General features: G+C 63.8%; 19 protein-coding genes. 14 read left to right on the top strand and 5 right to left on the bottom strand.

From position 1 onward, the window contains the following. Positions 1 to 94: 94 nt before the first annotated feature. Positions 95 to 3,130 carry a DNA polymerase I gene (gene polA, locus BLP76_RS09420; RefSeq protein ID WP_092812132.1) on the top strand — a complete coding sequence of 1,012 codons (3,036 nt, stop codon included), beginning with the start codon at positions 95 to 97 and terminating at the stop codon, positions 3,128 to 3,130. A 163-nt stretch (positions 3,131 to 3,293) separates the two neighbouring features. Here polA and BLP76_RS09425 read toward each other — a convergent pair whose 3' ends face one another. Next, on the bottom strand, positions 3,294 to 3,614 hold the full coding sequence (locus BLP76_RS09425) for a hypothetical protein (protein ID WP_092811922.1): 321 nt from the start codon (positions 3,612 to 3,614) through the stop codon (positions 3,294 to 3,296). Between the two features lie 262 nt (positions 3,615 to 3,876). Between BLP76_RS09425 and BLP76_RS09430 the strand changes: the two genes are divergently transcribed. Further along, a complete protein-coding gene (locus tag BLP76_RS09430; RefSeq protein WP_092811924.1) occupies positions 3,877 to 4,518 on the top strand; it encodes an HhH-GDP family DNA glycosylase in 642 nt (213 codons plus the stop codon). A gap of 3 nt (positions 4,519 to 4,521) precedes the next feature. On the opposite strand, the gene BLP76_RS09435 is transcribed toward BLP76_RS09430, so the two are convergent. Continuing rightward, the gene (locus tag BLP76_RS09435; protein WP_244514521.1) at positions 4,522 to 5,268 is read right to left on the bottom strand and encodes a sulfate transporter family protein; all 747 of its coding nucleotides are present in this window, start codon (positions 5,266 to 5,268) and stop codon (positions 4,522 to 4,524) included. A 48-nt stretch (positions 5,269 to 5,316) separates the two neighbouring features. Here BLP76_RS09435 and BLP76_RS09440 point away from each other — a divergent pair, with 48 nt between their 5' ends. Next, on the top strand, positions 5,317 to 6,330 hold the full coding sequence (locus tag BLP76_RS09440; RefSeq protein WP_092811926.1) for an adenosine kinase: 1,014 nt from the start codon (positions 5,317 to 5,319) through the stop codon (positions 6,328 to 6,330). A 152-nt stretch (positions 6,331 to 6,482) separates the two neighbouring features. Here BLP76_RS09440 and hslU read toward each other — a convergent pair whose 3' ends face one another. Together hslU and hslV are read right to left on the bottom strand one after the other, a co-directional pair. Then, positions 6,483 to 7,793, bottom strand: coding sequence for an ATP-dependent protease ATPase subunit HslU (gene hslU, locus BLP76_RS09445; protein ID WP_092811928.1), 1,311 nt, complete (start codon positions 7,791 to 7,793; stop codon positions 6,483 to 6,485). Further along, a complete protein-coding gene (hslV, locus tag BLP76_RS09450) occupies positions 7,790 to 8,356 on the bottom strand; it encodes an ATP-dependent protease subunit HslV (protein WP_092811930.1) in 567 nt (188 codons plus the stop codon). Before hslV ends, hslU begins: the two co-directional genes overlap by 4 nt. A gap of 190 nt (positions 8,357 to 8,546) precedes the next feature. Between hslV and hisB the strand changes: the two genes are divergently transcribed. The 11 genes from hisB to BLP76_RS09505 all read left to right on the top strand — a co-directional run bounded on the left by hisB (position 8,547) and on the right by BLP76_RS09505 (position 17,201). Continuing rightward, the gene (gene hisB / locus BLP76_RS09455) at positions 8,547 to 9,140 is read left to right on the top strand and encodes an imidazoleglycerol-phosphate dehydratase HisB (RefSeq protein ID WP_092811932.1); all 594 of its coding nucleotides are present in this window, start codon (positions 8,547 to 8,549) and stop codon (positions 9,138 to 9,140) included. Between the two features lie 2 nt (positions 9,141 to 9,142). Beyond that, the gene (locus BLP76_RS09460) at positions 9,143 to 9,667 is read left to right on the top strand and encodes a DUF2628 domain-containing protein (RefSeq protein ID WP_092811934.1); all 525 of its coding nucleotides are present in this window, start codon (positions 9,143 to 9,145) and stop codon (positions 9,665 to 9,667) included. Then, entirely contained in the window at positions 9,664 to 10,305 is a 642-nt protein-coding gene (gene hisH / locus BLP76_RS09465) for an imidazole glycerol phosphate synthase subunit HisH (RefSeq protein WP_092811936.1), read from the top strand. The genes BLP76_RS09460 and hisH overlap by 4 nt, the downstream gene beginning before the upstream one ends. A gap of 7 nt (positions 10,306 to 10,312) precedes the next feature. Further along, a complete protein-coding gene (hisA, locus tag BLP76_RS09470) occupies positions 10,313 to 11,047 on the top strand; it encodes a 1-(5-phosphoribosyl)-5-[(5-phosphoribosylamino)methylideneamino]imidazole-4-carboxamide isomerase (RefSeq protein WP_092811938.1) in 735 nt (244 codons plus the stop codon). A gap of 96 nt (positions 11,048 to 11,143) precedes the next feature. After that, complete coding sequence (locus BLP76_RS09475; RefSeq protein WP_170130555.1) at positions 11,144 to 13,111, top strand: putative bifunctional diguanylate cyclase/phosphodiesterase; 1,968 nt, start codon at positions 11,144 to 11,146, stop codon at positions 13,109 to 13,111. Between the two features lie 160 nt (positions 13,112 to 13,271). Then, the gene (gene hisF, locus BLP76_RS09480) at positions 13,272 to 14,063 is read left to right on the top strand and encodes an imidazole glycerol phosphate synthase subunit HisF (RefSeq protein ID WP_092811942.1); all 792 of its coding nucleotides are present in this window, start codon (positions 13,272 to 13,274) and stop codon (positions 14,061 to 14,063) included. Further along, on the top strand, positions 14,060 to 14,398 hold the full coding sequence (locus BLP76_RS09485; protein ID WP_092811944.1) for a phosphoribosyl-ATP diphosphatase: 339 nt from the start codon (positions 14,060 to 14,062) through the stop codon (positions 14,396 to 14,398). Before hisF ends, BLP76_RS09485 begins: the two co-directional genes overlap by 4 nt. Beyond that, entirely contained in the window at positions 14,386 to 15,351 is a 966-nt protein-coding gene (gene coaA / locus BLP76_RS09490) for a type I pantothenate kinase (protein WP_092811946.1), read from the top strand. The genes BLP76_RS09485 and coaA overlap by 13 nt, the downstream gene beginning before the upstream one ends. A gap of 2 nt (positions 15,352 to 15,353) precedes the next feature. Further along, positions 15,354 to 16,091, top strand: coding sequence for an orotidine-5'-phosphate decarboxylase (pyrF, locus tag BLP76_RS09495; protein WP_092811948.1), 738 nt, complete (start codon positions 15,354 to 15,356; stop codon positions 16,089 to 16,091). Positions 16,092 to 16,102: 11 nt separating this feature from the next. Next, on the top strand, positions 16,103 to 16,414 hold the full coding sequence (locus tag BLP76_RS09500; RefSeq protein ID WP_092811950.1) for a DUF1330 domain-containing protein: 312 nt from the start codon (positions 16,103 to 16,105) through the stop codon (positions 16,412 to 16,414). Between the two features lie 4 nt (positions 16,415 to 16,418). Then, the gene (locus BLP76_RS09505) at positions 16,419 to 17,201 is read left to right on the top strand and encodes a molybdopterin-synthase adenylyltransferase MoeB (protein ID WP_092811952.1); all 783 of its coding nucleotides are present in this window, start codon (positions 16,419 to 16,421) and stop codon (positions 17,199 to 17,201) included. Between the two features lie 37 nt (positions 17,202 to 17,238). Here BLP76_RS09505 and BLP76_RS09510 read toward each other — a convergent pair whose 3' ends face one another. Then, entirely contained in the window at positions 17,239 to 18,237 is a 999-nt protein-coding gene (locus BLP76_RS09510) for a 2-hydroxyacid dehydrogenase (protein WP_092811954.1), read from the bottom strand. Between the last annotated feature and the right edge of the window lie 147 nt (positions 18,238 to 18,384).

Genomic DNA, 18,384 nt, shown 5'->3' on the forward strand with positions numbered 1-18,384 from the left:
GCGTGCGCCGGATCGGTTCTGCTTGAAATCGGAAGCGCGGCAGTCAAATCTCCGCGCCATGAGCTCCTCCGAAAAATCTGCCTCCGGCGCCGGCATGACATCCGGCGATCATCTCGTCCTCGTCGACGGCTCCGCCTTCATCTTCCGCGCCTTCCATGCCCTGCCACCTTTGACGCGCAAATCCGACGGCCTGCCCGTCGGTGCGGTCTCCGGCTTCTGCAACATGATCTGGAAGCTCCTGCAGGAGGGACCGACGCCGGAGAAAGGCGACGAGCCCACGCATTTTGCCGTCATCTTCGATTATTCGGCGAAGACGTTCCGCAACGAGATCTACCCCGAGTACAAGGCGCATCGGCCCGAACCGCCGGAGGATCTCGTTCCGCAATTCAGCCTGATCCGCGACGCGACGCGCGCCTTCAACCTCGCCTGCGTCGAACAGCAGGGATGGGAGGCGGACGACCTCATCGCCACCTATGCGAAGCTCGCCTGCGAGGCCGGGGCGCGCACGACCATCATCTCCTCCGACAAGGATCTGATGCAGCTGATCGGGCCCACCGTCATCATGTTCGACACGATGCGCGACCAGCTGATCGATGCCGAATTCGTCATGCAGAAGTTCGGCGTCTTCCCCGACAAGATGATCGATCTGCAAGCGCTGACCGGCGATGCGACCGACAACGTGCCGGGCGTGCCGGGCATCGGTCCGAAAACCGCCGCCCAGCTTCTGCATGAGTACGGAGACCTCGAAACGCTTCTCTCCCGCGCCTCGGAAATCAAGCAGAACAAGCGCCGCGAAAACCTCATCGAATTTGCCGAGCAGGCGCGCATCTCCAAAAAGCTCGTCGAACTCTCCACGAGCGTGCCGATCGAGGTGCCGCTCGGCGATCTCGCCGTGGAAGGCCTCGACGCGGCGAAGGCGATCGGCTTCTGCAAGGCGATGGAGTTCAACACGCTGACCCGCCGCATCGCCGAAAGAATGGAGGCCGACGCGGCGGCAATCTCCGCACCTACACTCGAAATCGCGGGCTGGGGTGCAGGCCCCGCCGCCCACGGCCCGGACCTTGCCGAGACGACGGGGGACGGGACGGGCGAGGTCGCAGCAGCTGGCGATGGGGCTTTCGCCGCCGAGCGCGGCTTTCTGGCGGCCCCCGCCGATCTTGCACGCCAGCGCGCCGAGACGGCGATTGAACCCAAGATCGATCCGAGCTCTTACGCATGCGTGCGCACCGTCGAGGCGCTCGAGGCGTGGATTGGACGTGCCTACGCGGCGGGGCGTCTCGCCTTCGATACGGAGACGACGAGCCTCAATCCCTTGCAGGCGACGCTGTGCGGCGTCTCGCTCGCGATCGCGCCGGGTGAGGCATGCTACGTGCCTCTCGGCCACCGTCGCCCAGATGCCGCCCCCCATTCCGACCTGTTTGGCGGGGGTGCAGAGACTGGAAAAGCCGCAGAAGCCGCGGCGGAAGGCGGTGCTGACTCTTCCTCTTCTTCCGATTCAAGCGATAGTGACTATACACAGATCGGCGAGGCCAGGGCGCTCGAACTCCTAAAGCCGCTCCTGGAAGATCCGACGATCCTCAAGATCGGCCAGAACCTCAAATACGACTGGCTGCTCTTGAAAGCCCGCGGCATCGAGATCGCGAGTTACGACGATACGATGCTGATTTCCTACGCGCTCGACGCCGGTTTCGGCCAGCAGCACGGGATGGACATTCTCTCGGAGCGCCATCTCGGCCACAAGCCGATCGCCTATAAGGACGTCTGCGGCACCGGCCGCGACAAGGTTACCTTCGACTTCGCGCCGATCGATCGCGCCACCTCTTATGCTGCCGAGGATGCCGACGTCACGCTACGGCTCTGGCTGGTCTTGAAGCCGCGCCTTGCTGCCGAAGGGCTCACCAATGTCTACGAGCGGCTGGAACGGCCGCTCCTGCCGGTGCTCGCCCGCATGGAAGAGCGCGGCATCAAGGTCGATCGCGACATCCTCTCGCGGCTTTCCGGCCGCTTCGCGCAGAAGGCCGCCGGGCTCGAAGCGGAGATTTTCGAGATGGCGGGCGAAACGTTCAACATCGGCTCGCCAAAACAGCTTGGGGAGATCCTTTTCGGCAAGCTCGGCCTGCCGGGTGGCCGCAAGACCAAGGGCGGCCAATGGTCGACGGACCTCAAGGTGCTGGAGGATCTGGCGGCCGAGGGCCACCCCCTGCCGATGAAGATCGTCGCCTGGCGCCGGCTCACCAAGCTCAAGGGCACCTATACCGACGCCATCCCCTCCTATCTCGACGCACGCGGGCGGGTGCACACGTCTTATTCCCTCGCCTCAACGACGACGGGCCGGCTCTCCTCCTCAGAGCCGAACCTGCAGAACATTCCCGTTCGCACTGAGGAGGGGCGTGAAATCCGCACCGCCTTCGTGGCGGAGGAAGGCACCCGGCTCCTCTCGGCCGATTATTCGCAGATCGAACTCCGGATTCTCGCCCATATCGCGGAAATCCCCGCGCTTCGCCGCGCCTTCGAGGACGGGCTCGACATTCATGCGATGACGGCCTCGGAGATGTTTTCGACGCCGATCGAAGGCATGGATCCGATGATCCGTCGGCGCGCCAAGGCGATCAATTTCGGCATCATCTACGGCATTTCGGCCTTCGGGCTCGCCGCCCAGCTCGGTATCGGCCGCGAGGAGGCGGGCGACTACATCAAGACCTATTTCAAGCGCTTCCCCGGCATCCGCGATTATATGGAGGAAACGAAGGAGAAGGCGCGCGACAAGGGCTATGTGGAGACGCTCTTCGGGCGCCGGGCACATTTCCCGAACATCAAGCACTCCAACCATTCGATCCGTTCCGGCGCGGAACGCGCAGCGATCAACGCTCCGATCCAGGGATCGGCCGCAGATATCATCCGCCGCGCCATGATCCGCATGGAAGATGCGCTCGCCGAGGCACAGCTTTCCGCGCGCATGCTCTTGCAGGTGCATGACGAACTGATTTTCGAAGTGCCGGAGGAAGAGGTGGAGGCGAGCCTGCCCGTCATCCGCGAGGTGATGGAAAAGGCGGCGGAGCCGGCCGTGGCGCTCAGGGTCCCGCTGCAGGTTGATGCGCGGGCTGCCGACAATTGGGAAGCCGCGCATTAGACAGCCGATCTAGTGCCCGCATCGCCAGCGAACCGGACAGGCGCCGACATGGCGCAGCGTTAGTCTGACATGCGCGCGCCCGGCCTCACCTCATCGGCGAGACCGGGCGCGGTGCAATCCTGCGGCCGGCATGCGTCGACCGCAATCGACAACGTAGCTTCCGTTACGCGGCGGTGCCGCCGGCACCGTTCGCAGGACCGGCCGGGGCCAGATCCAGGACTGCGCCCGACGCCTTCGGCTCGATCGGCTGCAGCTGCTTGCGTTCCTCGTCGGTCCAGGTGGCGATATGGATCACCGCCGCCGGCTCGCCGGGCTGGTTCGGATCGTTCACCGGTTCCAGGACGAGAAGGCCCGTGTTGTCGACGTAAAACGTATGGTCGCCGAAGTTCTGCTTCAGCGGCTCCATAGCCGGGTTGTCTTCCGGAATGGGTTCGGCACCCACGGTCTCACGGACCGCGGCAATCTGGTTGTCGCTGAGTTTCAAGCATAGCCCCCAAAGTTCGGGGTTCGGACCCGACGCCACCGAACGTCTGCGGGTCCATCTGTTGGGCGAAAGGGCGGCGCCATTCCTCGCAGGTAGGAGCCCCGCCTTGCTCCGCAAGGGGCGGAAAGCGCGCCCGGCGCGTTTTTATGCAGCTATTTCGTGTATTTTTGCAGTTTGACGTTGTTCCAGACACTTCACATTGTGGGGAACAGCGAAGGAAGGCTCGGGTTTTGCCAAAGAGCCAATTCCGAGGAGGGTAAGGATGGCCGCATCGAAATCGGCGCGCATCAAGATGCTCCTGGAGCGTCACGGTACCACCTATTGCGACGCGCTCGGCATCCCGATCGCCAAGAACACGCCCTCTCCCCTGTTTCGCTGGCTGACGGCGTCGATCCTGTTTTCCGCCCGCATCAGCGCCGACAATGCCTTTCGTGCCGCGAAGGCCTTGGCGGACGCCGGCTACACGACGCCCGACAAAATGGCGGCGGCGAGCTGGCAAGACCGCGTCGACGTGCTCACCTCGCATGGCTATGCGCGTTACGACGAGAGCACATCACGGATGCTCGGTGAGACCTCGGAGCTTCTTCTCGACAAATATCGCGGCGACCTCAGGAAATTGCGCGACGCGGCCGACGAGGAACCGGCCCAGGAGCGCAAACTCCTGAAGGAGTTCAAGGGCCTTGGCGATGTCGGCGTCGACATTTTCTTCCGCGAGGTGCAGCCGGCCTGGGACGAGCTTTTCCCCTTCGCCGACAAGAAAGCGCTCGCGGCCGCCAAAAAGCTCGATCTCGGCGAGGACGCCGAGGAGCTCGCGAAACTGGTGTCCCACAAGGATTTTCCGCGTCTCGTCGCGGCGCTCGTCCGCGCCGATCTTGCCCACGATCTCAGCGACATCGCCGGTTGATCGTCAGGCGGGGGCGAGCACTCCGCCGGCGGCGCGCTCGGCTTTTTGGATGCGCTTGTGCACATGCACCATGAAGGCGGTGGCAAAAAGGGGCGCCAGAAGATTGACGAGAGGCACGGCGGTGAAGCCCGCGATCACGAGGCCAGCCAGGAAGATGCGACCGGAATGCCGAAGCCGGAGGATCTTCGCCACGCGCCGATCGTGAAACCGCCGCGCTGCGAGATCGAAATATTCCCGGCCGAGAAGATAGCCGTTGGCGACGAAGAAAATGACGACACCGAAGCCGACGAAGAGAACGAGAGGCAAGGCGACGAGATTGACGCCGACGACCACGAGCGTGAACTGCAGGGTGGTGAGAATGCCCTCCATCAAGGGGAGCGCCCTGCCCACCGGCTCGCTCGGATAATGGTTCTTCTCCACCACCTCGGCGATCTCATCGAGGAAAATGCCGGCGAAAAGCGAGGTTGCCGGCGCAGCCAGAAAGGCAAGCCCGACGACGAGGCCGATGCCGGAGACGATCGTCAGACCGGTTTCGAGCCAGGGATAGGGCAGCGCCAGAAAGTGCACGACGAGCCCTTCGAGGACGAGCCACAAGACCAGCAAGAGCCCGAGCGTCAGGCTGACCGACTTCCACAACACGTTGCGGAACGGCGGCGAGAGGATTTCTTCCAGAGAGCGTTGGGCATCGTCGAGCATGGCGGCGAAGAGATAGGAAAAGCGCGACGAGCGGGCAAGCGCCGAGATTTGCAAAGCACCGCACGATCGGCTACCGCGCAAAAACCTTTTGGAGGGGAGTGAATGGCCGAACGGAAATACGATGTCCTGGCGATCGGCAATGCCATCGTCGATGTGCTGGCACAGGCGGACGATGCTTTTCTCGTCAGCGAGAAACTCGTCAAAGGCTCCATGCATCTGATCGAGGCCGATCGCGCCGAGACGCTTTACGACACGATGGGGCCGGGCCAGCTCATCTCCGGTGGCTGCGCCGGCAATACGGCGGCAGGTGTCGCCTCTCTGGGCGGTTCGGCAGCCTTCATCGGCAAGGTCGCGGACGACGAGCTCGGCCATTTCTACCGTCACGACATGCAATCGGTCGGTATCGCCTTCCCGGCGAAGCCGCTGGCGGAAGGAGCGCCGACGGCGCGCTGCCTCATTCTGATCACGCCGGATTCAGAGCGCACCATGAACACTTATCTCGGTGCCTGCCAGGAGCTCACCTCGGCAGACATCGACAAGGCGACGGTGGAAGCTGCGGAAATCACCTATCTCGAAGGCTATCTCTGGGATCCGCCGAAAGCGAAGGAAGCGTTCCGCACCGCCTCCGAGATCGCCCATGGCGCCGGACGCAAGGTGGCGCTCACCTTGTCGGATTCCTTCTGCGTCGATCGCTTCCGGTCGGAATTTCTGGAGCTGATGCGCAGCGGTGTCGTCGACGTCGTCTTCGCCAACAACCATGAAGTTCTGGCTCTCTACGAGACGAGCGACCTTGCGACTGGTATCGAATCGCTCGCGGCGGATGTCGGGCTCGCCGCGGTCACGCTCGGCGCGGAAGGCTCGCTCGTGGTGCGTGGAGGCGAACGCATCAACGTCCCGGCACCCGAGGTCGAGACGATCCTCGACAAGACCGGCGCCGGCGATCTCTTCGCCTCCGGCTTCCTCTTCGGTCTCGCCCGCAACGCACCGCTCGGCCGCTGCGCGGAGCTCGGCTCGCTCGCAGCCGGCGAGATCATTTCCCATCTCGGCGCGAGGCCCCAGGCCTCACTGCAGAGCCTCGCAGAACAGCAGCGGTTGTTAGCTGGCGTCTCTGCCTGACCATCTCAAGCAGATAAACGCTTTTTATTCAGCCAATTATAATATCAGTCGATCGACTGACTAAAAAACGGGGCACGCCTGATGTCGTGCCCCGCTCGTATTGCAACCTGAAGCCTCGTCCGGCCGGCCGGTGCGAAGCTCAGGACAAAAGCCTAGAGAATGAAGCGGCTGAGATCGGCGTTTCGCGCCAGATCGCCGACATGTTCCTCCACATAGGCGGCGTCGATCGTGACCGTCTCGCCATGCCGATCGGGCGCGGTGAACGAGATCTCGTCGAGGATCCGCTCCATCACGGTCTGCAGCCGCCGTGCGCCGATATTCTCCACGCTGGAATTGATCTCCACACCGAGCCGCGCGATCGCGTCGATGGCGTCGTCGGTGAATTCCAGCGTCACACCTTCGGTCGAAAGAAGGGCCACGTATTGCTTCACGAGGCTCGCTTCCGTCTCCGTCAGGATGCGGCGGAAATCCTCCTCCGTCAGCGCCCTGAGCTCCACCCGGATCGGCAGGCGGCCCTGCAGCTCCGGCAGGAGGTCCGACGGCTTCGACACATGGAAGGCGCCCGAGGCCACGAAGAGGATGTGGTCGGTCTTCACCGGCCCGTGCTTGGTCGCAACCGTCGTGCCTTCGACGAGCGGCAACAAATCGCGCTGCACGCCCTCGCGGGAGACATCGCCGCCGGCACGCCCATCGCGAGCGCAGATCTTGTCGATCTCGTCGAGGAAGACGATGCCGTCGTCTTCGACCGCCCGGATGGCTTCCTGGACGATCTGGTCGTCGTCGAGGAGGTTGTCGGATTCCTCGGCAATCAGGAGATCGTAGGAATCCTTGACGAGCGTCTTGCGCGTCTTGGTGCGGCCCTGGCCGAAGGCCTTGCCGAGCATCTCGCCGACATTCATGACGCCGACCGAGGCACCCGGCATGCCCGGCACCTCGAAACCACCCATCGGATTGGAGACGTCGCGAACCTCGATCTCGATCTCCTTGTCGTCGAGCAGGCCCTCGCGCAACTTGTGGCGGAAGCTGTCACGGGTCGTCGGGCTCGCATGCTGGCCGACGAGCGCGTCAAGAACCCGCTCTTCCGCCTGCAGATGCGCCTTCGCCTGCACTTCCTTGCGCTTCATCTCGCGCACCATGGCGATGCCGGCCTCGACGAGATCACGGATGATCTGTTCGACGTCGCGGCCGACATAGCCGACCTCGGTGAATTTCGTCGCCTCGACCTTGATGAAGGGCGCGTTGACGAGCTTGGCGAGGCGGCGGGAAATCTCCGTCTTGCCGACACCGGTCGGGCCGATCATCAGGATGTTTTTCGGCAGGACCTCTTCGCGCAGCGGGCCTTCCAGCTGCTGGCGGCGCCAGCGGTTGCGAAGGGCGATGGCGACGGCGCGCTTCGCCTCCTTCTGGCCGATGATGTAGCGGTCGAGCTCCGAAACGGTCTCGCGGGGGGAAAAAGTGGTCATGAGGCGGTCTCCGCCGTGAGGCTTTCGACGATGATGTTGTGATTGGTGTAGACGCAGATTTCGGCTGCGATCTGCATGGCACGGCGGGCAATATCCTCCGCATCGAGATCGGAATCGCCGAGAGCACGCGCCGCGGCGAGAGCGTAATTGCCGCCAGATCCGATGGCGGCCACGCCTTCCTGCGGCTCCAGCACGTCGCCGGTGCCGGTCAGAACCAGCGTCGTCTGCTTGTCGGCGACGATCATCATCGCCTCCAGGCGCCGCAAATAGCGGTCCGTGCGCCAGTCCTTGGCGAGCTCCACGCAGGCGCGCATGAGTTGGCCCGGATATTGTTCGAGCTTGGCTTCAAGCCGCTCCAGAAGCGTGAAGGCATCCGCGGTCGCACCGGCAAAACCGGCGATCACATCACCTTTGGCGAGCGGGCGGACCTTACGGGCATTGGCCTTCATCACGGTCTGACCCATGGTCACCTGGCCGTCGCCTGCGATCACGACTTTGTCGCCCTTGCGGACGGTCACGATGGTCGTGCCGTGCCAGGGGGCGGCGGGATCGAATTCTGTCACTGATTGCTCCTTGTCAGCGGATGCGGGTGAGCCGTGGAGGCCTCGACCGGCACCCCCTCTTTTCGTGCAGGTTGGCCCCTATTTAGGCATGCGCGGCCGGCCTGCAAACGCGCTGCGGCATGTCGGGTGCGCACAGCGCATTTGCAATGGTGCCGCCCGCTGGTAAGACGGGCGGCGAAGGAGAGCCGTGATGCGCAAGGCCGAGCTGAGCCGCGACACCAGCGAAACCAAGATCAGCCTCGCCATCAATGTCGATGGCGGCGGCCGCTACGATGTCGAAACAGGCATCGGATTCTTCGATCACATGCTGGAGCAGCTCTCGCGCCACTCCCTGATCGACCTGAAGCTGAAGGCCGACGGCGATCTCCACATCGACCAGCACCACACGGTCGAAGACGTCGGCATCGCACTCGGCCAGGCGCTCGACCGCGCGCTCGGCGATCGTCGCGGCATCACCCGCTACGCCTCGCTCGATCTCGCCATGGACGAGACCCTGACGCGTGCCGCGGTCGACGTGTCGGGCCGTCCCTATCTCGTCTGGCGCGTCGGCTTTGTGCGCCACAAGGTGGGCGATTTCGACACGGAGCTGTTCAAGGAGTTCTTCCAGGCGTTTGCCCAGAACGCCCGCATCACGCTCCATATCGAGAACCTTTACGGCGAGAACGCCCACCATGTCGCCGAGACCTGCTTCAAGGCGGTGGCACGCGTGCTGCGACAGGCGCTTGCGCTCGATCCGCGCACGGCCGACGAGATTCCCTCCACCAAGGGCACGCTGACGGCTTGAGCATGTTTTCCAGGACGACCCATTACACGGTGCATCTGCCGCCCGAAAAAGAGGGCGTCGATGAGGCCCTGCGCGCCGTCTTCATCAAGGACGGGATGAACTGGCCGGCGCTTTTCATCCCGTTCCTGTGGCTTCTCTACCGGCGCATGTGGCTGCCGCTCCTGCTCTACCTCGTGGCAAGCGGGGCCGTTGCGGCACTCGGCTTCCGCTTCGGGGAAACGGCGGCGCAATGGTGCGGCCTTCTCTTTGCGATCCTCTTCGCGCTCGAGGCCAACAATCTCCGCCGCTGGTCCCTGTCGCGCCGCGGCTGGCGGGAGGCCGGAGCGGCCTCCGGCCGCTCCGAGGACGAGGCTGCGATACGCTTCTTCGGCCGGCGGGAAGACGAATTCGCCGCGCCGAGGCCGATGGCCTCGCGGTCGGTCGTTCCCGAAGTTGCGCCGGCGCGCCCGCGCGGGCGTCCCTGGTCGGCCGCCGGCGATCGCGACACGCCGGAGGTGATGGGGCTCTTTCCGGAGAGGGGCGGATGAGCGTTGCGATTATCGATTACGGCTCGGGCAATCTGCGCTCGGCCGCCAAGGCGTTTCAGCGGTCAGCGCGCGAAAGCGGCTATGCCGGAGAGGTCGCCGTCACCTCCGATCCGGAGGTCGTGCGGCGCGCCGACCACATCGTTCTGCCGGGCGTCGGCGCTTTTGCCGATTGCCGCCGCGGGCTCGACGGCGTTCCTGGAATGGTGGCCGCGCTTGACGAGACCGTCATGAAGGTCGGCCGCCCTTTTCTCGGCATATGCGTCGGCTGCCAGCTGATGGCGACACGAGGGCTTGAGAAGGAAACAACGGCGGGCTTTGGCTGGATTCCGGGCGACGTGGTCGAGATCAGCCCGAAAGATCCCGAACTCAAGATCCCGCATATGGGCTGGAACGAGCTCGTCGGGCGCCATTCCCATCCGCTTCTCGCCGGCATCGACGAGGCACTCGACGCCTATTTCGTCCATTCCTATCACGTCGTCGCGGCCGTTCCTGAACATGTGCTGGCGACGGCCGATTACGGCGGCCCGGTCACGGCGATGATCGGTCGCGACAACATCGCCGGCACGCAGTTTCACCCCGAAAAGAGCCAGGCGCTCGGCCTGGCGCTGATCGCCAATTTCCTCAACTGGCGCCCGTGAGGCCGCAATGATCCTATTTCCCGCGATCGACCTGAAGAGCGGCGAATGCGTGCGCCTGAAGCGCGGCGAGATGGGCGAGGCGACGACCTACAACGCCGATCCTGCGGCGCAGGCACGCGCCTTCGCCGATATGGGTTTCACCTGGCTGCACATGGTCGATCTCGATGGAGCCTTCGCCGGCGAAAGCCGTAACGGCGCCGCCGTCGAAGCGGTGCTGGCGGCCACCGGCGACCGTCTCAAGGTGGAGCTCGGCGGCGGCATCCGTTCCATGGCGCAGATCGAGGCCTGGCTCGAAAAGGGCGTCACGCGGGTGATTTTGGGCACAGCGGCTCTACGCAATCCAGACTTGGTGAAGGACGCAGCAGGGCGACATCCGGGCCGCATCGCCGTCGGCATCGATGCGCGCGACGGAAAAGTTGCGGTGGAAGGCTGGGCGGAAACCTCTGACATGGAGGCGCAGGACCTCGCCAAGAGCTTCGAAGACGCCGGCGTTGCGGCCATCATCTATACCGACATCGACCGCGACGGCCTTCTCGCCGGGATCAATTGGGAGGCGACGATCGCACTTGCCGAACATGTCTCGATTCCGGTCATCGCCTCCGGCGGTCTCGCTTCGATGGCCGATATCGTGCGCCTCACCATGCCCGATGCGGCGAGCCTTGAAGGCGCCATCACCGGCCGGGCGCTTTACGATGGGCGTATCGACCCTCAGGCAGCACTCCAACTCCTCAGCACAGCCTGAGACGTAGCGTTTCGTTCACCACTCCAGATCAGTAATTTGAGGCGAATACAGCCTGCGCATATGACATTTTTGTCTGCGCAATGTAAGGTTGCCGGGATGTCATCTGGCCGCGGTTTCCTGCCTGGTTCCGTTCTCCTGATCCTGCCCGTCGTGGCGATTGCCGCGGCGATCTGGGTCGGGTCGGATACGATCGAACGCGGCCTGCAGCTCAACGCAGCCACCACGTCGTCGGCCTGGGCGAAGTATATGACCGCCAGCATCGCCGATCTGGAGGAGATTGCGGCGGGGGCCGAGCCGTCTCCGGAAACCCTTGCGACCCTCCAGGAAATGCGAGAGGCGGCCGGGGTCTTTCGCGTCAAGCTTTTCGGGCCGAACGGCAGGCTCCGTATGATCCTCGACGATCACGAGCTTTCGGCAGCCGACAAGGCATCTTTGGCGCAGCACAATCCCGAAGCCGCGGCGGCGGCGGAGGAAGGCGCGATACGGATCGAAGTCGCACATGGCACACCGCCCGAGCGCCCCGCCTATTATTCGGAAGCCTATGTGCCTTTGCGCCAGGACGGCAAAACCATCGCCATCGCTGAAATCTATGTCGACCAGACGGAAGAGTTCGAGGCCATTGAGACCACCGTCGCCCGCAGCGCCATCCTTCTGTCCATCATCATTCTGATCGCCTCGGGTGTTCCGGTCTTCGGCTTCGTCCAGCGCTACAACGCCAAGCGCCGGGCCGACGCGCGGGCGGCGTACGCGGCTGAGCATGACGGCCTGACGGGCCTTCTCAATCGCAGCGGCTTCATCGCCCTCAAGCGTGAGCTTCTCGCCAAGGCAAAGCCCGTCGTGGTCGTCTCGCTCGGGATCGATCGCTTCGGCGCCGTCAACGCCGCTTTCGGACCGGAGCGAAGCGACTACATTCTCCTGGAAGCGGCGGAGAGACTGAAAAGCCTCGCCGAGCCCGAGGCGATCGTCGGCCGCGTCAGCGGTACGGAATTCGCTTTCGCCCTCAACGTCAACGATTTGAAGGAGGGCGCGCGCCTTGCCGAACGCGCCCTGAAGCTCATCCGGCGGGGCTTCGTGGCCGATGGCCATGTGGTCAATCTCACGGGGAGCGCCGGCCTCACGCTCGCCGAGAAGGGCGAGCATCCCGGCAGCCCGTTGTCGCGCGCCAATGTCGCCATGTGCCGATCGCGCGCGAAGGGCGGCGACCGGCTCACGATCTTCGATCGGCGCATGGGTGCGGAGCTCGAAGCGGGACGGGATCTCGAAACCGTGCTGCGGGCCGCCGTGGAGCACGAACGGTTCGAACTCTATTATCAGCCGATCTTCACGGCAAAAGACCATGCGCTCACCGGGTTCGAAGCGCTGCTGCGCATGCCGAACGGGGAGGGCGGTTTCGTCTCGCCGGCGCGGTTCATCCCGCTTGCCGAGCAACTGGGCCTCATCCACCGCATCGGCCGCCTGGCGATCAACAAGGCCTGCGAGGAGGCAAAGACCTGGCCCGAGGGATACAAAGTCGCAGTGAACCTATCGCCGGTGCAGTTCGATGCCCGCAACATCGTGGAGGTCGTGCGTCAGGCTCTCGCCAAGAGCGAACTTCCCCCCGAAAAGCTCGAGCTGGAGATTACCGAAGGCGTTTTGTTGATCGATTCGCTCGACGCCGTTCAACAGCTGAGCCAGCTCCGCGAACTCGGCGTGAAACTGGCGCTCGACGATTTCGGCACGGGTTTCTCCTCGCTCGCTTATCTCTGGAAGCTCCCGGTCGATAAGGTGAAGATCGATCAATCCTTCCTGCGCGCGATGGAATCGGAAGGAGATGGAGCGGCGGCGATCGTCCGCTCGATCGTCGTGCTCGGCCATTCGCTCGGGCTGGTCGTGACGGCGGAAGGCGTCGAAACGTCCGAACAGCTCGATTTCCTCGAGGAGATCGGCTGCGATTTCCTGCAGGGCTACTATCTCGGTCGGCCGGCATCGGCGGAAGCTGCGGCGAGCCTTGCCCGCAAAGATGCGGAGGAGCGCGGCGGCCAAAATCCCGTTCAGCCCCGCGAACGGGGCGCTGCGGTTTCCTAACCGCAGGAGAAGCGATTGGTCAGCAAGTCAGCGAGATGCGAATCTTCGTCTTCTTCAGAAGATCCATCCGCGATGGCTTGTTGTAACGCACTGGATGCCGCCGCTATAAGGGCCGCCGTTGCGCATCCGCGCTGAAGCTGAAAAGCCTTCGGAGCACTCCTTGCTCAAAGCTCGTGTCATCCCGTGTCTCGACGTCAAGGACGGCCGTGTCGTCAAAGGCGTCAATTTCGTAGATCTCATCGATGCCGGAGATCCGGTGGAAGCCGCCAAGGCTTACGACGCGGCCGGCGCCGACGAGCTTTGCTTCCTCGACATCACGGCAAGCCACGAGGAGCGCGACACGCTCCTCGACGTGGTCGCCAAAACGGCGGAGCAATGTTTCATGCCGGTCACCGTGGGCGGGGGCGTGAGAACCGTGGACGATGTCCGCCAGCTTCTCCTCGCCGGCGCCGACAAGGTTTCCGTCAACACCGCAGCCGTCAATGATCCGAGCTTCGTCGGCCGGGCCGCCGACAAGTTCGGGGATCAATGCATCGTCGTCGCCATCGACGCCAAGACGGTGGCTCCAGGCCGCTGGGAGATCTTCACCCATGGCGGCCGCAAGCCGACCGGCATCGACGCCGTCGAATTTGCCCGCGAAGTCGTGTCTCTGGGCGCAGGCGAGATCCTTCTGACCTCCATGGACCGCGACGGCACGAAGACCGGTTTCGATCTCGCTTTGACGCGAGCGGTCGCCGATGCGGTCCGGGTTCCGGTCATCGCCTCCGGCGGTGTCGGCACGCTCGATCACCTGGTGGAAGGCATCCGCGACGGCCATGCAACGGCGGTGCTCGCGGCGTCGATCTTCCATTTCGGCACCTATAGCATCGCAGAAGCCAAGGCCCATATGGCGCGCGCGGGCATTCCCATGCGCACGCTTCCGCAGGAGAAAGCCCGGATGGGCATGTCATGACCGATTTTACGCTGGAAGAGCTCGCCGCCACGATCGGCGAGCGCGCCGCCTCTGGCGACGACAATTCCTATACCGCCAGGCTCGTCGGCAAAGGCGTCGCGAAATGCGCCCAGAAGCTCGGCGAAGAAGCCGTCGAGGCGGCGATCGCCGCCGTCTCAGAAGACAAAGAGGGCCTCACCAAAGAGGCGGCGGACGTTCTCTATCACCTTCTCGTTCTGCTTCACGCAGCCGGTGTCTCCTTCGACGAGGTGAAAGCGGAACTTGCGCAGCGCACCGGCCAAAGCGGCCTTGAGGAAAAGCGCTCCCGCCCGGCCTCCGCCAATTGGAAGAGCTGATGGATCAAGTGTCCCCAAGCTCGCTCTCGCCCTATCGGTATTTCAGCGTCGAGGAATGGTCGAAACTGCGTGCCGACACGCCGATGACATTGTCGGCGGAAGAGGTGCATGCGCTCAAGTCGATGAACGACCCGATCTCGATCAGCGAGGCGGAGGCGATCTATCTGCCCTTGTCGCGGCTTCTGTCCTTCCACGTCGAAGCCAAGGACAAGCTTTATGCCGTGCGCTCGAAATTCCTCGGCGCAAAAGAAGGCAAGATGCCGTTCATCATCGGCATTGCCGGCTCCGTGGCCGTCGGCAAATCGACCACGGCGCGCATCCTGACGGAACTGATGGCGCGCTGGCCGGGCCATCCGCGCGTTTCCCTCGTCACCACCGACGGCTTTCTCTATCCGAACGCGGTTCTGGCGAAGGAAGGCATGATGGAGCGCAAGGGCTTTCCCGAGAGCTACGACGTTGCAACGCTTTTGCGCTTTCTCTCCGACATCAAGGCCGGCAAGCGCAAGGTCAGAGCCCCTGTCTACTCCCACCTCACCTACGATATCGTGCCGGGCGAGACTTTGATCGTCGATCAGCCGGACATTCTGATCTTCGAAGGCCTCAACGTCCTGCAGACGCGGGATCTGCCGCGGGACGGAAAGGAAGTCCCCTTCGTCTCCGACTTCTTCAATTTTTCCATCTATATCGACGCGGAAGATGACGTCATCCGGCGCTGGTATATCGACCGCTTCATGAGCCTCAAGGGAACGCGGTTTACCGATCCGAGGTCGTATTTTCACCGCTACGCCAATATCGAAGACGACGAAGCACGCCGCGTCGCCGAGGGTCTCTGGGAGCGCATCAACCTCGTCAATCTCGACGAGAACATCCGCCCGACACGGCCGCGGGCCGATCTCATCATCGGCAAGGCGGGCGACCATTCGGTGAACGAAGTGGCGCTGAGGAAATTGTGACGATGCTTGAGACCAAGGATTCTGCGGCAAGCCGCGATATTCGCCCGCGCAACGCGCGCGATCGGCTGATCGTCGGCCTCGACCTTCCCGACCTTGCCACCGCCCGCGCCATGGTCGAGACGCTCGGCGATACGGTGACGTTCTACAAGATCGGGATGGAGCTGGTCTTTGCGGGCGGACTCGGCCTCATCGAGCCGCTTCGGGCGGAGGGAAAGCGCGTCTTTCTCGATATGAAGCTTCTCGACATCGACAATACGGTCGCGGGAGGCATCGCCAATCTTGCCCGGCTCGGGGCGACGCTCACCACCGTTCACGCCTATCCGAAGGCGATGCGCGCGGCCGCCGCCGCAAGAGCTGACGCTGATCTCGGGCTTCTCGCCGTCACCGTTCTCACCTCCATGGATGACGCCGATCTCGATGAGGCGGGTTATGCGGAGAATGCAGGCGAACTCGTTCGCCGCCGTGCCGCGCAGGCGCGCGCGAGCGGCATCGACGGCATCGTCTGTTCGCCGCTCGAGGCTGAGGCGATGCGTGCTCTTCTCGGTCCCGACATGCTGATCGTGACCCCCGGCGTGCGCCCGACATCCGCGACGAGCGACGACCAGAAACGCGTGATGACACCGGGCGACGCCCTGCGGGCCGGCGCCGATTACCTCGTCGTTGCCAGACCGGTGGTCAAGGCCGCCGATCCGAAAGCCGCAGCACAGGCGATTGTGGACGAAATCGAAGCGAATTGCTGAAGGAGGGAAGAATGCCGAAGGGCTATTGGATCGCCCGCGTCGATGTGCGCGACCCCGAGCGCTACAAGGAATATGTCGCCGGCGCCGCTCCTGCCTTTGCCCGCTTCAAGGGCAAGTTTCTGGTCCGTGGCGGCCCGATGCATTCGCTGGAAGGAAATTCGCGCGCCCGCAATGTGGTCATCGAATTTGCCTCCGTCGACGATGCGCTCGCCTGCTACCATTCGCCCGAATACCAGGCCGCACGCGAGCACCGGGTGGCCGTGGCGGACGCGGAGCTCGTGATCGTGGAAGGCTATTCGGGTCCGCAGCCTGGTACGTCCTGATCCGATGTCGGAGACGCCCTCTCCCGACGGCGCGCGCCATTCGGCGGAACCGGATCTCAGCGCAGAAGAAATCGAGCGCTACGCCCGCCATATCGTCCTGCCCGAGGTCGGAGGCCCCGGCCAAAAGCGCTTCAAGCGCACGCGCGTTCTCATCGTCGGGGCGGGTGGGCTCGGCTCACCCGTCGCCCTTTATCTTGCGGCCGCTGGCATCGGCCGGCTCGGCCTCGTCGATGACGACGTCGTCTCGCTCTCCAATCTGCAGCGGCAGATCATTCATGCGAGCACCGAGCTCGGCATGGCGAAGGTGGAGAGCGCACAAAGAGCGCTCTCCCGCATCAACCCGCATGTCGCCGTCGACACGCACAGGACGCGTCTGACAGAGGACAACGCCTCCGATCTCGTCGCCGGTTACGACATCGTCGTCGATGGTTCCGACAATTCCGCTACGCGCTTCCTTCTTCCGGACATCTGCGAGGCGGCCAGAAAGCCGCTGGTGTCGGGGGCGGTCGGCCGCTTCGACGGGTCGGTGACAACGCTTTTGCCCTTCAGGGACGACAATCCGCGTTACCGCGATCTCTTTCCGAAGCCGCCGCCTGAAGGGCTCGTGCCGAGCTGCGCGGAAGCGGGAATTCTGGGCGCGCTCACCGGCATCATCGGGTCGATCCAGGCGCTTGAAGTCATGAAACTCGCGGCAGGCTTCGGCGAGCCTCTGATCGGACGGCTTCTCCTCTACGACGCCCTTTCGCAGCGCTTCGAGACGATCGCCTACAAGCGCCGCAAGAGCTGAGCGGCGCCGATCCGGAAAGCCGGCCTGTCGGGCAAACCTAGACCGAGAGCGGCAACACCCTGTCCGGCGGTTTGTGCCCATCCATCCAGGTGCGGATGTTGATGATCACCTTTTCGCCCATCTCGATACGGCCTTCGATCGTGGCCGAGCCCATATGCGGCAGGAGCACCGCCTTGCCCTCCTGGGCGAGCTTGATGAGCTTCGGATCGATTGCGGGCTCACCCTCGAAAACGTCGAGACCGGCGCCGGCAAGAGAGTTCGTCTCCAGGCATTCGATCAACGCCGCCTCGTCGATAACCTCACCGCGCGCGGTGTTCACCAGATAGGCATCCGGGCGCATCAGCTTGAGGCGCCGGCGGGAAAGAAGGTGGAAAGTGGCCGGCGTGTGCGGGCAATTGACGGAGATGATGTCCATGCGCGCCAGCATCTGGTCGAGCGAATCCCAATAGGTCGCTTCCAGCTCTTCCTCGGTCTTCGGATCGACCGGCCGGCGGTTGTGATAGTGGATCGACAGGCCGAAGGCCTGGGCGCGGCGCGCGACCGCCGTGCCGATCCGTCCCATACCGACGATGCCGAGCCGTTTTCCCCAGATGCGGTGACCGAGCATCCAGGTCGGCGACCAGCCGGGCCAGGGCAGGCCGTTCGGTAGAATCTGGGCTCCCTCCGCCAGCCGCCGTGGGACGGCGAGGATGAGCGCCATGGTCATATCGGCGGTGTCACCCGTCAGAACGTTCGGCGTGTTGGTGACGGTGATGCCGCGCTCATAGGCGGCCCCGATATCGATGTTGTCGATGCCGTTGCCGAAATTGGCGATGAGCTTCAAATTCGGTCCGGCTTGGGAAAGCGCTGCGGCGTCCAACCGATCTGTGACCGTCGGCACGAGCACGTCCGCAGTGCGCAACGCCTCCACCAGCTCCGCTTGCGACAGCGGTCGGTCATCCAGATTGAGGTCAGCGCGAAACAGCTCTCGCATGCGCGTCTCCACCGGATCGGGCAGTTTTCGCGTTACGATGACGTGCGGTTTCGCCTTGGTCATGCACCACCTCTCCTTGGCGGCCCCCGCGGGAGCGACCGGCTGCCTTTAACATCTCTCTAGCAAAGGGCTGCTCAAAAACAAGGAACGAAGGGGCGCTTGGCCTCGCGGCGGAATGGCGCTAACACCTCCCGGTGTGATTTTCCGACC

The organism is Afifella marina DSM 2698 (assembly GCF_900102695.1).
Lineage (GTDB): Bacteria > Pseudomonadota > Alphaproteobacteria > Rhizobiales > Afifellaceae > Afifella > Afifella marina.